Source organism: Brucella ciceri, from assembly GCF_041930145.1.
Taxonomy (GTDB): domain Bacteria; phylum Pseudomonadota; class Alphaproteobacteria; order Rhizobiales; family Rhizobiaceae; genus Brucella; species Brucella intermedia.
In genome coordinates this window covers 181788-196419 of sequence record NZ_JBHEEV010000001.1, presented here as the reverse complement: position 1 = coordinate 196419, position 14632 = coordinate 181788, and the positions used below count along the sequence as shown (strand labels likewise).

The window sequence follows — 14632 nt, the reverse complement described above, 5'->3', positions numbered from 1 at the left end:
GTCGTTATTCAACAAAAATATTGACGCTAGCGGCCCGCCCCGCTGCATCGACTACGGTCAGTGTCGAATATCCGGTTCCATCCGGTTGCCAGTTTGTCGTCCTTCTCCGTTCGATCTCGGCGATCGGTTTGCCATTGGCGAGCCAGCGAAATGGTGCGCGCCCGCCCTGCAATTTTAGCACCAGCGGCGATGCATTGTCGGTAAGCGCTTTCAGCTCAACATGCGCGCCATCCGGTGGAAACACTATGCGCGGCGCAGGCTCAATCGAGGCTTTGAAAACCGGCAGGGGATCGCTTGCCGATGAAAAGCGTATTTGCGTCACCGGAAGATCGGCACGCGCAGTGCGAAAAGCGCCGGCAGGCGCACGCGGAAGCGGTACGGAAGCGATGCCGGAGCGCACAAAGGCATCAAACAGGATGGGCGCCGCCGAAACATAGCCTGCAAGGCCCGGCACCGAGCCGCCATCGGCCCGGCCGACCCAGACCCCCAGCACATAACGGCCGTCATAGCCGACCGACCAAGCATCGCGATAACCATAGGATGTGCCGGTTTTGTAAGCGATGCCTATACGTTTCGCCCCTTGCGGCGGCACGACACCGGCCAGAATATCGCCAATCTGCCAGGACGCCTGCTCGGTGAGAATGGGGGCGGAGGGCTGCACAGGCTCCGAGCTTTCGGTGCCATCACGCAAGGCCGTGCCGCGACCGCCATTGGCAAGGCCAGTATAAAGCTGCACCAGATCGCGCAGGCTGATGCCTGCGCCGCCAAGGCCGATAGCAAGTCCCGGCGCTTCACCTTTCGGCAATTGCAGACTGACACCTGCCTGACGAATGCGCGTCGTCAGCCGTGCAGGGCCGACCGCATCGAGCAGGCTGATAGTCGGCACATTGAGGGACATTTGCAGCGCCTGACGGACACTGACATCGCCCTGATAGCTCATATCGAAATTGCGCGGACGATAGCCTGCGAAATCCTGCGGGCGGTCTTCGATGATGGTTTCCTGGGCAATCAATCCCTGCTCGAAAGCCAGTCCATAAATGAAGGGTTTAAGCGTTGAGCCGGGCGAGCGCACGGCGCGGGTCATGTCGATCCAGCCCTGCCGGTTGCCATCGAAATAGTCAGCGGAACCGACTTCGCCCAGAATGTTGCCATTGCGGCTGTCAGCCAGCACCATGGCAACCGAGACTCTCGGCCCAAGTTTCGCTGCGGCTTCCCGCGCAACGGCTTCCAGTCCTGCCTGCACGGATTTTTTGAGCGTGAGGTGATGGCGTGCTTCGGTGGGAGCCTGCTTCAGCGCCAGATCGGCAAAGTGGGCGGCCAATGAAGGCAAGGGATGACGAGTAGGGTATATGCGCTCACGCGTTGCGCGGTCGGCTTCCTCTTCCGTAAACACCTCCGCCGAAACCATGCGTTTCAATACACGATCACGTGCTGCAACTGCATTCTGCATCTCCCGATCCGGGCGGCGACGTTCTGGCAGTTGCGGCAAGGCAACGAGCAAAGCTGCTTCCGATATGGTGAGGCGCAAGGGCTCCTTGCCAAAATAGGCTAATGACGCCGAGCGCACACCTTCCAGATTGCCGCCATAGGGCGCAAGTGTCAGATAGCGTTCGAGGATTTCGGATTTGCTCAGCCGCCGTTCGATCTGGATAGCGCGGGCCAACTGCCTGAATTTGGAACCGAAGCTGCGGCTTTCGCGCGGCTCGATCAGCCGGGCAAGCTGCATGGAAAGCGTCGATCCACCGGATACAATGCGGCCGCTGCCCGCAAGCTGCATCGCAGCCCGTGCAAGAGCCCGGAAATCAATGCCGCCGTGATCGTAAAAACGTTTGTCTTCATAAGCGATGAGCATTTTCAGGAACTTTGGATCAACGTCCTCAATCCGGGTGTTAAGCCGCCAGTATCCGTCCGGCGTCGCATAGGCGCGCAGCAACGAGCCGTCGCGATCCATGACCTCGGTGGAATTGGTCAGCCGTTCCGGCAAAGGCGGTGGATATGCGCGGTCGAGCCAGTCCAGCCCGACCACGGTTCCAAAAGCGGCGATGCAGAGGAACACGGCACCGCTAACGGCTATTTTCCATCGCCTTTTCATCTCTTTGGCCATGATTTATGTCTAGCCATGATCTTGTCCGAAAGCCGGTCCCACTTTTGGGATTGCTTACGGCGCAGCCACCTCCATCATGCCGGTTGCCGTGCGCGCTGCAAATTGCGGACGATACATGTCCTCAACCGTGGCCGCCGGATGGGTATAAAGACCCGGCGTTACCGCGCGCACCACATAGGCCAGTGTGATCGGCCTCTTCGTGCCTGCAGAGCGGTCGAAAGCCGCCACAAAGCGATCATTGCGGAATTCGAGATGCGCTGCCTGCGTGCTTTCAAGCCATGGAAAATTGCCGAGATTGGCACTGGAAACGAGGCCCGGATTATCGATCTCGAAACCAGCTGGCAGCAGGTCTGTCACGAGCAGACGCGACTGCCATTCCTGCAAATCGTCAATTTTCAGGACAACCACATAGCGCTCATTCTGGTTGACCCCGGTGACATTGGCTGGTTCACCGTCAAGCGTATAATAGGTGCGCTCGATATTGAAACCTTCGCCACCCGCAGGAAGAGATTGGGCCGGCGGCGCCACGGCGGTCACGACTGCGTCGACCGAGCCTTGTCCTTTGTTCGTAACAATCAGCGGCTGCTCTTCCAGAGTTGCACCATTGAGGCGTTCCGAGAATGCGCCTTGATGCGCGGTGCCATTGATGTCGAGGCTGATTGCGCCATTGTCTTCCTGCAGGCCGCGTGCGGCAAGCAGCATCCATGCCTGATCCTGTGTGCTGAGATAACGCGCCTTTTCACGCTGGAACTCGACCAGTGTGATGAGCGACGGCAGCACTTTCGGCGCAGGCTTGGTTTCCGAAGCAAGCGCAAGCATTGCAGCACCGTCACGCAGCGGCGAACCGTAATCGGAGCGATTATAGTCGAAACTGGATTGGCTGGTTGCAAGCTGGAGCGACGCATCGAAGACGCGTTCGGAACGCTGCTGATCGCCATAAAGGGCGAGTGCTGCGCCAAGCTGTGCGACTGCCATGGGGCTCGCGAAGTTTTCAAGCTGGGTATCGGCATAATAACGCAGATCGCCGACGGATGCCTTCTTGTTGCGCGCCAGAACGTAAAGCGCATAGGCAATGTCGTTACCGCGTTCTTTCACGTCGGTTGTATAACCGAGAGCGTTTTGCAGATTGGCGAGCGCAGAGAGCATTGCCTGCTGCGGCACGTCATAGCCCTTTTCACGAGCACGCGTGAGGAAGTCGGTCACATAGGCGTCCATCCAGAGATCCCCCGAACCTGGCGACCACAGGCCGAACGAACCGCTTGAAGACTGGTTGTTCAGCACGCGGAAGATGGAATCCTGTACGCGTTTCTTCAGTTCTTCCTGACTTTCCAGACCCGCCGCCGCTTCGGTACCTGCCGCCATTTCGCTCAAGTAAAGCAGCGGGAGGGCACGGCTGGTGGTCTGCTCGGTGCAGCCATAAGGATAGCGGTCGAGCGCCATCAACAGGGCTGGGACATCAAAGGCCGCGCTACGCGTGACACCGACGCTGACAAAGGCACCATCAAGCAGGCTTTCAGACAGAAGGCCGCCGTCGACTTTCAGGTTTCCGCCATTGGCTGCGAGATTGACGACATGGCGGCTCGTGACCGGCAGATCGACCGGACGCACCGGCAATGCCAAAGCCTGTTCAACATTGAGACCCGCATCGTTGGAAAGCCGGATCGTCACACCACCGGCACCCGTGGCCACAGCACTGAGCGGAACGGTGATCGATTGCCGCTTGCCACCTGTAAGCGCGATGCTTTCAGGATAGGAGCCAACTTGAACCCCGAGATTATCGGTGGTCTCGAGGCTCACACGATAATCGCCGTCCGGCGCATCCGTGTTGGCAATATCGAAGCGGATATTTGCCTGATCGCCGGGCGCCATGAAGCGCGGAAGGCCAGCAGTGATAACTACCGGATCGCGAATGATGACATCGGTAACCGCGTGACCGACGGCCTTCTTCGACCATGCGACAGCCATGACACGCGCAGTGCCGTTGAACTGCGGTACGTCGAAGCTGATCGTCGCCTTGCCATCGCTGTCGAGCTCAACCGGACCGGAGAACAGCGCAAGCAGCTTTTCGGTGGGTGGGCTGCCTTCGGCTGCCATATTGCCACCATCGCCACCCGTGCGCAGCTTGCCGGTTACGCCGAGCGAACCATCGATCAGGCGACCATACATATCCCGCATTTCAAGACCCAGCTGACGCTGGCCGAAGAACCAGTTTTCAGGGTTCGGCGGCTGGTAGCGTGTCAGGTTGAGAATGCCCACATCGACTGCCGCAACCATGACATAGGCCTGCTCGCCACCCGCATTTTCAACCGAAACCGGAATGGAAAATGTGGAACGCGGAGCGATCTTTTCAGGCGGGGTCAGCTTGACCGCAAGCTGCTTGTCGGCAGGATCGACCTTCAGCCATTTAAGACCAATCGCTCGCGCAGGCATGTGGCTTTCAGCGGCCTCACCCGGACGGAACAGGGTGGCCGTGACATAGGCGCCCGCACCCCAATCCTCACCGACCGGAATATCGATGGTCGTGCCACCTTCCGGAACGCTGGCCGTGATGGTCTTGAGCAGCTTTTCTGCACCGATGGTGATGAGCAATTCACCGGCAAAACGAGGCGAAACTTTCAGTTCTGCAGTGTCACCCGCCGCATAATGTTCCTTGTCGAGCGCAATTTCCAGCCCATCCGGCGTTTCGGTCGAGGTCGAACTTACATACCAACCCGCATCGAATTCGTAGCTCGTAGCCGGGCCTGAGGCGTCGGCAGTTTCGACTTCCAGGCGGTAACGACCCCAATCGACCGGCAGGCTGATTTCAGCCTCACTATCGGTTTTCAGATCGATCTTGCCGTTGGCAATCGCCTTGGTGAAAGTGACCGGCTCATAGTTCCAGCTGTTGCCATTGCGATACCACTGATAATTACGCTCGATCTTGACCAGCGACCATTGCGCGCCGTCAAGCGCCTTGCGATCCCCCTTGCTGTCAGAGGCGATCAGGCTGAACTTCGCGGTTCCACCCTGCGGGACTTCGTCGCCAGCGAAATTCGGGCGAATGCCGATGAGATCGGTTTCCGGCTGAATGGCGATGTCGATGTTGCGTTCCACAGCACGACCACCGGTTTCGCGCATGCGAACTGTCACGGCCGCGTTTACGAGACGCGTCGTTGACGGCATTTCGTCGACCGCAACCGGGAAAGTCGCCTTGCCGTTTTCATCGACCTTCGACAGACCATCGAGCGGAAGGCGGGTGGCTTCGCCCTGTTCTTCGTCAGCGAGGCCGAAATAATAGCCCTTGAAGCGGTCCCATTGGCGCTTGGTGGAAAGCGTGACTTCGCCTTCGAGTGCAAGGCCCGCGGCGGGAGCGCCATAGAGGAAACGACCATCCACGGTGATATGGGCGGCTTCGCCTACTGCAATTTCCGGCTTGTCGGACGTCAGATCGAACTCGATCCGGTCCGGCACGAAATCTTCAACCAGAAACATCTGCGTTGCGATGGCGGGCTGCTTGGGATCGGTATAGATTGAGACGTTCCAGGTGCCGCGCATGGCGTTCGACGGCAAGGTCAGGTCGATGGCATGACCACCGGCGAGTTTGCTGTCGGAAACGAGACGGCGATCTTCCACACCATCGGGACGCGTGAAGATGAAGGTGAGCGGCAGATCGTCAATCGCCGTTGCGGTATCGTCACGCGCAAGCGCACCCACATGCACGACTTCGCCCGCGCGATAGATGCCGCGCTCCGTCCATGCATAAAGATCAAGCGCTTTCGGCACTGCACGGCCCGTCACACCACGATCGGAAAGATCGAAACCAGCGCGCGCCATATCGAGGAATGTGAAATCGTCGTCATTCTGACTGGCCATCAGAACCGCTGGCACCATGCCGTTGATGCCGCGTGTCAGGCCAGGCGTAAACGTCGCACGGCCATCGCTGTCGGTGGTCGCTTCGCCCAGCACTTCATTGTTGCGTGCAAGCAGCGTCAGCTTCACGCCTTTAAGCGGTTCTGCGCTTTCCAGCGAACGGGCAAATACATTGATGCCGTCCTGTCCGGTATAGGTCGAAAGGCCGATGTCGGAGACGACGAACCACTGGGTTGCCTTGGTGCCATATGCATCATCGGACTTCTGAACCAGCGGTTCGGCAGTCAGTACATAGACGCCAGGCTTGCGTTCGGGCAGCGCCTCATCAACCGGGAAGCTGGTTGTGGCTTCCTTGTTCAGCTGATTGCCTGCAACCTCGATCTCGCCCTCCCAGACGGGTGCGCCCAACTGGTCGGATACCGTGCTGATGTCGTAGCTGTCGAGCTGGCGCAGGAATTGATAACCTGAAAGAAGCTGAGCGAGCGAACGGTCGCCGACGCGGTAGAGCTTGACCTTGGCTGCATCCAGATTGACGCTAACTAACGGAATGCCGCGACGCGCCTTGGCAGGCAGCACGAAGCTGTCGCCGGTAAAACGCACCGATGGGGCACGGTCCTGCACATAGATCGAAAGATTGACCGGCGCCGGCAACACTTCGCCGACAGTCGACGGCAGACCCTGGCGGAACGTCACCGTATAATTGCGGCCATGCTCCAGTCCCTCGACGCAAATCTGGCGATCTTTGGCTTCAACTGCCTGCGGTGCGCCATTGTCGAGCGTGACGAAACTCGAATAGTCGACTCCGCTTTTCACCAGTTCTTCAGAGAACTGCGCGCAGATGCGCGGCGCGGCATTGTCATTATCGACCGTGTTGTTGACGATACGGAAGCCTTTACGGGCTTTCAGGTCTTCATAGGCCGCACGAACGGATGCGGAATTGACGAGATCAAGGCTCGCTTCATAAGCCTGCAAGGCCGGGCGCGATGCATCGCGCTTTTCGAGCGCCTGGGCCATGATGGCAAGCGCTTGCGCGCGCTCCTCCTTGGTGCGCGAAGTCTGGTAGGCAAACCAGGAGGCGGACGTCGCATCGCGTTGGAATTTTGAACGTTCCTGCCCGTTGGATGGCTCGGTCGCAAGCGCCGACAGCACATATCCGGCCCAGATTTCGCTTTCATCGGGGGACATGCTGACAGCCAGGCGGAACTTTTCCATCGCTGTGCGAGGGTCGCCATTCAACGCCGCAGACGCGCCTTCGCTCTTCAACGAGCGAAGGCTGTCGGGGCTTTCGAGACCAGTCAGTTCGCGCTTCAAGCGACGGGCTTCGTCAATCAGATTGGCGGCAAAAAAGGAGATAGTTGGCGGAGCTCCAATATCTTCAACTTCGCGGGCTGCTGTGGATTGGGTTACAACCTTGCCTGCGATGGAACCAACGGACTGATTGAGCTTGTTGAAATCAGACTTCAGAAAGCACCATTTGACCTTCGGATTGTAGGTGAAGGCGAGGCAGGCGTTGTCGCCCAGACAAATGCTTTTGCACTGGTCAAGGGAGACATTTTTCTCCGTTCGCAGGTCGAAGCCGAAATAATCGCTGTCTTTGGTTATCTCTATCTGCCGACTTTCGGCGGCTTGCGTGCTGTGTGGAGCTGCCAAAAGGCAAGCTGCGACTGCAAAGGCCCGTAAAAGCCGGTTGTAACCAATAAGCATTTGCATCCCCTCACAACGACCGATGCCAATTCCAATTTATCTGGAAAAGGCGAAAAGAATCCGGCTCATGTGAAGCCTCACCGCGACAAACTGTCAAGGCGAATAGGGATTATCTACAACTATTAGGATAGTTTTAGGGGAAATACGTTCTGCGAGATACCTGCCTCGCAGAGCATGTCCGTATTTCAGATGATCCCACCATTGGCGCGTAAGGTCTGGCCGTTCACCCAAGCGCCGTCGGGTCCCGCGAGAAACGCAACTACGCCTGCGATGTCCTCCGGTGTGCCGAGCCGTTCGAGCGGGCTCATCTTCGCCATGCGAGCAACGACTTCCTCGGATTTTCCATCCAAAAAGAGGTCAGTCGCGGTGGGGCCGGGGGCGACGGCATTGACGGTGATGTTTCGACCGCGCATTTCCTTGGCCATGATAGCCGTCAGCGTTTCGACGGCGGCCTTGGTCGCTGCGTAAATACCGTAATTTTCCAGTTTCAGGCCAACCACACTGGTCGAAAAATTGATAATGCGTCCATTGTCGCGCAGACGCCTGCCTGCCTCCCGCATAGTATTGAATGTCCCTTTTAGATTGACCGATACAGTCTTGTCGAAATCCAAATCTTCGGTAGCAGCGAGAGGTGATAGGGCCATGATACCGGCATTATTGATGAGGACGTCAACTCCTCCGAATGCGGTTTCGGCGGCATCGAACATTTTCTTTACTGCGACGGGATCGGCAACATCGGCCTGTGCTGATAGCGCGACGCCACCCGTAGCCTCGATCCTGGTCACTACGGCGTTGGCCATCGCAGCGTTGCCGGCATAGTTGACGATAACCGTAAAACCATCGCGCCCCAGACGTTCGGCAATGGCGGCACCGATGCCTCGCGATGCTCCGGTGACGATGGCAACCCTGTTTTTCATATCTGACATTCTGTGCTCCGATCACTTAGGTCCGTTTTGTAAGCACCAACAAGATCGCACTTTTCTCTAACCGTTTAATCGGGCATTATTTGTTATCACTATCCGAGAAGAGCGAACAATCAGATGGACAGGTTCGACGCGATGCGGGTCTTCACCCGCGTATTGGAACGCCGCAGTTTTACCCTGGCTGCCGAAGATCTCGGAATTCCGCGTTCCACCGTTACCGACGCGATCAAGCAGCTTGAAAGACGACTGGGTACGCAGCTGTTTCTACGCACCACCCGACACGTCAACCCAACGCTTGACGGTCAGGCTTATTATCAGCGTTGCACAGCAATTCTGGCTGATGTGGAGGATGCCGAAGGCGGGTTTTCCGGAGTTGCGCCCAAAGGTCTGCTTCGGGTTGAAGTTCAAGGAACATTGGCCCGTCATTTTCTTTTTCCCGAACTGCCCGCCTTTCTGGAAAAATATAACGAGATCGAATTCTATATGACCGAGGGAGACCGGTTCGTCGATCTGGTTCGGGAAGGTATCGATTGCGTTCTGCGCGTTGGTTCGCTGCAAGACAGCGACATGATTGCCCGGCGGGTTACGATGCTGGATGAGATCACCGTCGCATCCCCTTCTTATATCTCGCGATTTGGACACCCCCAACACCCCGATGAGTTGGGCGAAGGTCACCGGATGATCGGTTTCAGGGCGAGCGGTAGTATTACGCGCATGCCGCTGGAATTCATGATCGACGGAAAATTGCGAACCGTCACGATCCCTGCGTCGGTCACGGTCAATGCCGCCGAGAGCTATACCGCTGCTGCCTGTGAGGGGCTGGGGATCATACAGATTCCCCGCTATCATGCGTTGAAGCACATCGTTGATGGTAAACTGGTGCAGATACTCACCGCTTATCCTCCAACTCCATCACCAGTCTCTGTCATATACCCCCGTGACCGTCAGCTTTCTCCGCGGGTCAGAGTATTTATCGACTGGTTGGTGACGATATTTGCCCGTCAGGGCGTCGAAGCGCATTAACCTCCCATTAAGAATTTGAAACAGGACGGCCATTTCCGTGTTAGAATAGTGCCTGCAGAGATGCAGAACGCACATCGCTACGCACTATGGGAGAGGGCAGAGATGAGCAACATTCTATTCTGGACCGCTCTGGTAATCGTGCCCGTGCTTTTGGGTACGGCCTACGCCTATCTGCAATCCATTCGCCACCGGGATGACTTCTAGGGACTCACATCCCCGTTTGCGTCCGACTTGGCGAGCAGAAGGTCGCGCGCACTTGCGTCGCCCTGGTGTCGATTCTTCGCCAGTTTTTTGATTCAATCCATGCGCTGCTACTGCACCCGACCCGAAAGCGCATTGGGGCTCCATTCTTCCAGATAAAGGTAACCTTTGTTTCGTTTGGAATCTCTGCAATTTAGATTTGATGTGATTGTTGTATTTCAATTAAAGATAGTAAAATTTGCGGGTGTTGGCATCCCCCTATTCAAGGGGATTTTGACTTATTTGATATAGAAATCAAATATTTAGCATAAAAAGTATACAAGGAGTCGGTATACTCAAATTCGGCATGTGCCATATTGGAGCATGAATAAGGGTTGTTTGGTTATCCTTGTTTGGTTGAAGTAGTTTCATTTTCTGTCTGATATTTCACGTTGCTTAATGTAAGAAAATGTCCTTCTATTGTTGCGGGCAAGATATGACCAATAGTTGAGATGATGCGTGACCGTAATCTGGGCTCCTGCGGCTTCATCTCCGACCGAGACAAAGCTCGCCCCGGATCAAATTGCAGCCCTCATCAAGTCGGGGGCGATCACCGGTTAAGGGTAAGGCCGTCTCGGGTTGAAACAGAACGATGAAAAACAATGGCGACCGAAACGGATCGCCAGAAAATTGGAGGAGGGAACGACGGCAATGGGTAGACGTGCATACGAAAAGCTCGCGAGAATCTGTGCATCCCTGAACACATCCGAGCAGGAACTGGCTCATTCTCTCGGTATTTCGCGAGTTGCCCTCAAGGCGATAGATCGGACTGATGCGCCTCTTTATCTGCGATTGGCGTTGGCTGCTCTGGTCTCGGAGATGGACCCGGATGAAGTGCTGAACCCCAAGCGCGGGAATTCGGAAATGGAAAGGCCGCTTCACCTCTTGTCGGCAGGATAATTGTCAGAAGTCTTGGGGTTCAACGGTGTTGTTGTGACAAAATCTTTCGCCTTGCTGCTTATGATCGGACTGATTTGTTATCCGCAATTGGCTGCCGCGTCCTGCACGCGAGCAGCCGGCGCCGCGGATTTGATGACGCAACGCCAGCTTTCAGCCCTGCGCGCAATGGAGCGGAGCCGTGGCTGCAAGGGGGGCGACGAACGTGGAGGTTTCTTCAATCCGTGTCGTGATCTTGCCCAGCGTGTTGCTGAAATCCAGCGGCAACTCGCGTCCAGTTCGCTTTCTTCTAGGGCGTGTGCCGAACAGCCGACTGCACCGCAAACTGCAAAAGTAAAACTCGATCGGCCGAAAACGTCTTCGGTCAACACGCCCGGCAAGCCGTGGGTTCCCAGCGGTGTGAAGGGCGCCTTGACCTATTGCGTGCGCTTGTCGGACGGTTATCTTTTCCCGGCTCCGCATTCGCAGTTTCAGAAATCCGACAATGTGACGGAGACATTGGCGCAATGCCGCTTTATCTGTCAGGGGGAGAATGTCGATCTTTATATTTTGACCGATCCGAATGGCGAAACAGCGGACATGATTTCCGTTTCCAACGGCAAGTCCTACATCGAGCTTCCAACTGCCTACGCCTATCAAGGCGGCAGCGATTTCAAGAAGTGCGATTGGGCTGGTTATGTCAACAAGATCAGCGAATTGCGAGCCAATAGCAAAGGCAGTCGTGCATTCAAAAACGTGGTCGTGCCCATGCCGGACACCCGACCGACACGCAATGATGAGGTCGCGATTTCGGCAACGTCTTTTGCTCCCATGAGTGACCGCAATGTACGTGTGATTGGTCCTGCATTCATTTTCGACGAAGATGCGGCGCAGGCAAAGTCCGCTACCTACTGACTGCCCGCAGCCAGTCTTCTGACGGTCAATTTGAATGAGACGTGTCGCGATTGGGACTGAACCACACGCGTTCTGTCTGTAACCTCCGAGAAACGGGCGTTCCAACGTATGCCCGGAAAACTATCGATCATTGCATTGTTTGAAATCTGTCAGTGTTGTTCGACCTGGAGGAGGTAGACATGAGCAAGAACCGTGGCGTCGTTTATTTGCGGCCCGGGACAGTCGAAGTACGCGATATTGAAGACCCAGTGTTGGCGGCACCGGATGGGAGGAAGCTGGACCACGCCGTTATACTGAAGGTAATTTCCACCAATATTTGCGGCTCAGATCAACATATGGTCCGGGGGCGCACCACTGCCATGCCCGGTCTTGTGCTTGGCCATGAAATTACCGGTGAAATTATCGAGAAGGGCAGCGATGTTGAAATGCTTGACGTGGGCGACATCGTTTCGGTGCCATTCAACGTCGCTTGCGGACGTTGCCGCTGCTGTAAATCCCAGGACACTGGCGTTTGCCTGACGGTCAACCCGTCGCGTGCCGGCGGCGCCTATGGTTATGTTGATATGGGAGGCTGGATCGGCGGACAGGCCCGCTATGTCATGGTTCCCTATGCGGATTTCAATCTGCTCAAATTTCCTGATCGCGAACAGGCGATGGAAAAAATCCGCGACCTGACGATGCTTTCCGATATCTTGCCAACCGGTTTTCACGGTGCCGTCAAGGCTGGCGTCGGAGTCGGCTCGATTGTCTATGTCGCGGGCGCGGGGCCAGTCGGTCTTGCCGCCGCCGCATCCGCACGCATTCTGGGAGCTGCGGTCGTCATGATCGGCGACTTCAACAAGGAACGTCTGGATCACGCACGGAAGGTCGGGTTTGAACCGATCGATCTTTCAGCCAGCGACCGTCTCGGCGACATGATTGCAGAGGTCACCGGCAGTAACGAAGTCGATAGTGCTATCGACGCCGTTGGTTTCGAAGCACGGGGCCACAGCGGAGGCGAACAACCCGCAATTGTGCTTAACCAGATGATGGAGATCACCCGCCCGGCGGGGGCCATCGGTATTCCAGGGCTCTATGTCACTGAAGATCCGGGAGCCGTCGATAATGCCGCAAAGCAAGGTAGCTTGTCCCTGCGCTTCGGTCTCGGTTGGGCCAAGGCGCAGTCGTTCCATACGGGGCAGACGCCCGTGCTGAAGTACAATCGGCAGCTGATGCAGGCTATCCTTCATGGACGTCTCAACATAGCCGATATTGTCAACGCTCAGGTGATATCGCTTGAAGATGCGGCAAAGGGCTATGAGAGCTTTGATCAGGGCGCTGCCAAGAAGTTTGTTCTCGATCCGCACGGCTTGGTGACAAAAGCCGCCTGATTCAATCTGGTTTTGAAAAAATATGAGAAGGCGCCCAAACGGGCGCTTTTTCTATTGCAATTGCTTGTAACTGTAACGTTACAGATTCTTCGGCTTCTGACACTTCGACAGCCGTTCGTTCGGAAATGGCACATACTGGAATGCTTTGCTCCGAGAAAAACGCCATCGGAAAAATATCGTTAAAACAACAACTTAATTTTCCTACAGATGCGGAATCTCTGAAGATACGCAGAAGAGGGGTTGCAAGTGAGACCTTTTTGAATACCATATCTGTAACGTTTCAGATTTGGGAGGAGATGGAATGTTGCTTCAAAGAGCAAAGACGCTCACCGCATCCGTTTGTCTGGCTATGACAGCGTTGACAATGGTAGGTTCGGCCTCGGCGGCCAATCTTGAAGTCACCCATTGGTGGACATCCGGCGGTGAAGCTGCGGCGGTCAAGGTTCTTGCTGAAAAATTTGATGCGCTCGGCGGCGACAAATGGGTCGATGGAGCGATAGCCGGTAGCGGCTCTACCGCACGCCCGATCATTATCAGCCGAATTCTGGGCGGCAATCCGATGGGGGCGACGCAGCTCAATCATGGACGGCAGGCTGAAGAGCTGGTGCAAGGCGGCCTGATGATGGACCTGACCGAGCTTGCTGAAAAGGAAGGCTGGGCTGATTTCATTCGCCCTAAGAGCCTCCTGGAATCCTGCACCTTTGAAGGACGTCTTTACTGCGTTCCGCTGAATATTCATTCCTGGGAATGGATGTGGGTCAATCCGCAAGCATTTCGTGATGCCGGAACAGAACCGCCCAAGAATTGGAATGATCTTGTCGCTGCGGCTCCCAAGCTGAAGGAAAAGAACATCGTTCCTCTCGCAACCGGTGACGGGTGGCAGGTGAACGGCATACTGACCGTCCTGACGACTGCGATTGGCGGCAAGGACCTTTACCTGAAGGTCAACAAGGACAAGGATGCCGATGCGGCGCGAGGGCCTGAAATGAAGAAGGTCTTTGAAGCGCTGGCGCAGGCACGCGAACTGGCTGATAAGGGTTATGTTGGCCGCTCATGGAACGAGGCAACCAATATGGTGCTGACCGGCCGCGCAGGAACACAGATCATGGGGGACTGGGCGCAGGGTGAGTTTGGTACAGCCGGAAAGGTTGCAGGCAAGGATTATGATTGCTTGCCGGGACTCGGTGTCCATCCGTATCTGGATACTGGCGGCGACGCGATCTACTTCCCGAAGAACAAGGACCCGGAAGTTACGAAAGCGCAGCTAAAGCTGGCTAGCATGCTTGTTTCCAAGGATACGCAGGTCGCGTTCAATCTTGCCAAGGGTTCTCTGCCGATCCGGGGCGATGTCGACCTTGAGGCAGCATCGACTTGCATGCGTGCGGGCATCGAGATTTTGAAGAACCCGGATAACATCGTTCCATCAGTGGAGCAATTGCGCGCACCGGACACGCAAGGACAGATCGAAAGTCTGGCGGCTGAGTTTTTCTCCAATCCCGATATGACCGTTGACGACATTCAGGAACGTTTTGCCGAGATTATCGAGCAGGCACAATAGTCTCGGTCTGGTCTTGCGCCGTCCCTGAGGATGGCGGTGCAGGACCCCGAAAACCGGGATAGGGAGGAAT

The 14632-nt window shown here is 56.2% G+C and carries 9 protein-coding genes; 5 read left to right on the top strand and 4 right to left on the bottom strand.

Features of this window, described 5'->3' with window-relative positions; genetic code table 11:
- Nucleotides 1-4 precede the first annotated feature (4 nt).
- The 3 genes from pbpC to JNC63_RS00845 form a co-directional block, all read right to left on the bottom strand.
- Nucleotides 5-2104 carry a penicillin-binding protein 1C gene (gene pbpC, locus JNC63_RS00855; RefSeq protein ID WP_075041473.1) on the bottom strand — a complete coding sequence of 700 codons (2100 nt, stop codon included), beginning with the start codon at nt 2102-2104 and terminating at the stop codon, nt 5-7.
- Nucleotides 2105-2158: 54 nt separating this feature from the next.
- Nucleotides 2159-7663, bottom strand: a complete 5505-nt coding sequence (locus JNC63_RS00850; protein WP_241083976.1) for an alpha-2-macroglobulin family protein — start codon at nt 7661-7663, stop codon at nt 2159-2161.
- 179 nt (nt 7664-7842) lie between these two features.
- Nucleotides 7843-8583: an SDR family oxidoreductase gene (locus JNC63_RS00845; RefSeq protein ID WP_021585662.1), complete on the bottom strand. Its 741-nt coding sequence runs from the start codon at nt 8581-8583 to the stop codon at nt 7843-7845.
- Nucleotides 8584-8697: 114 nt separating this feature from the next.
- Here JNC63_RS00845 and JNC63_RS00840 point away from each other — a divergent pair, with 114 nt between their 5' ends.
- The 4 genes from JNC63_RS00840 to fdhA all read left to right on the top strand — a co-directional run bounded on the left by JNC63_RS00840 (nt 8698) and on the right by fdhA (nt 13004).
- Nucleotides 8698-9603: a LysR family transcriptional regulator gene (locus JNC63_RS00840; protein ID WP_021585661.1), complete on the top strand. Its 906-nt coding sequence runs from the start codon at nt 8698-8700 to the stop codon at nt 9601-9603.
- Between the two features lie 891 nt (nt 9604-10494).
- Entirely contained in the window at nt 10495-10743 is a 249-nt protein-coding gene (locus JNC63_RS00835) for a hypothetical protein (protein ID WP_006472270.1), read from the top strand.
- Nucleotides 10744-10875: 132 nt separating this feature from the next.
- Nucleotides 10876-11634, top strand: coding sequence for a DUF2865 domain-containing protein (locus tag JNC63_RS00830; protein ID WP_241083975.1), 759 nt, complete (start codon nt 10876-10878; stop codon nt 11632-11634).
- Nucleotides 11635-11813: 179 nt separating this feature from the next.
- Complete coding sequence (gene fdhA / locus JNC63_RS00825) at nt 11814-13004, top strand: formaldehyde dehydrogenase, glutathione-independent (RefSeq protein ID WP_006472269.1); 1191 nt, start codon at nt 11814-11816, stop codon at nt 13002-13004.
- 1 nt (nt 13005) lies between these two features.
- Here the strand turns inward: fdhA and JNC63_RS00820 are convergent, their stop codons facing one another.
- Complete coding sequence (locus JNC63_RS00820) at nt 13006-13272, bottom strand: hypothetical protein (RefSeq protein WP_139309250.1); 267 nt, start codon at nt 13270-13272, stop codon at nt 13006-13008.
- A gap of 33 nt (nt 13273-13305) precedes the next feature.
- Here JNC63_RS00820 and JNC63_RS00815 point away from each other — a divergent pair, with 33 nt between their 5' ends.
- Nucleotides 13306-14562, top strand: coding sequence for an ABC transporter substrate-binding protein (locus tag JNC63_RS00815; protein WP_021585658.1), 1257 nt, complete (start codon nt 13306-13308; stop codon nt 14560-14562).
- The last annotated feature ends 70 nt before the right edge of the window (nt 14563-14632 follow it).

Bases quoted from the DNA above. Each gene is read 5' to 3' on its own strand.
- pbpC (WP_075041473.1), bottom strand. From the start codon at position 2,104: ATGGCCAAAGAGATGAAAAGGCGATGGAAAATAGCCGTTAGCGGTGCC.
- JNC63_RS00835 (WP_006472270.1), top strand. From the start codon at position 10,495: ATGGGTAGACGTGCATACGAAAAGCTCGCGAGAATCTGTGCATCCCTG.
- JNC63_RS00815 (WP_021585658.1), top strand. From the start codon at position 13,306: ATGTTGCTTCAAAGAGCAAAGACGCTCACCGCATCCGTTTGTCTGGCT.
- JNC63_RS00820 (WP_139309250.1), bottom strand. From the start codon at position 13,272: ATGGTATTCAAAAAGGTCTCACTTGCAACCCCTCTTCTGCGTATCTTC.
- JNC63_RS00840 (WP_021585661.1), top strand. From the start codon at position 8,698: ATGGACAGGTTCGACGCGATGCGGGTCTTCACCCGCGTATTGGAACGC.
- fdhA (WP_006472269.1), top strand. From the start codon at position 11,814: ATGAGCAAGAACCGTGGCGTCGTTTATTTGCGGCCCGGGACAGTCGAA.
- JNC63_RS00850 (WP_241083976.1), bottom strand. From the start codon at position 7,663: ATGCAAATGCTTATTGGTTACAACCGGCTTTTACGGGCCTTTGCAGTC.
- JNC63_RS00845 (WP_021585662.1), bottom strand. From the start codon at position 8,583: ATGTCAGATATGAAAAACAGGGTTGCCATCGTCACCGGAGCATCGCGA.
- JNC63_RS00830 (WP_241083975.1), top strand. From the start codon at position 10,876: ATGACGCAACGCCAGCTTTCAGCCCTGCGCGCAATGGAGCGGAGCCGT.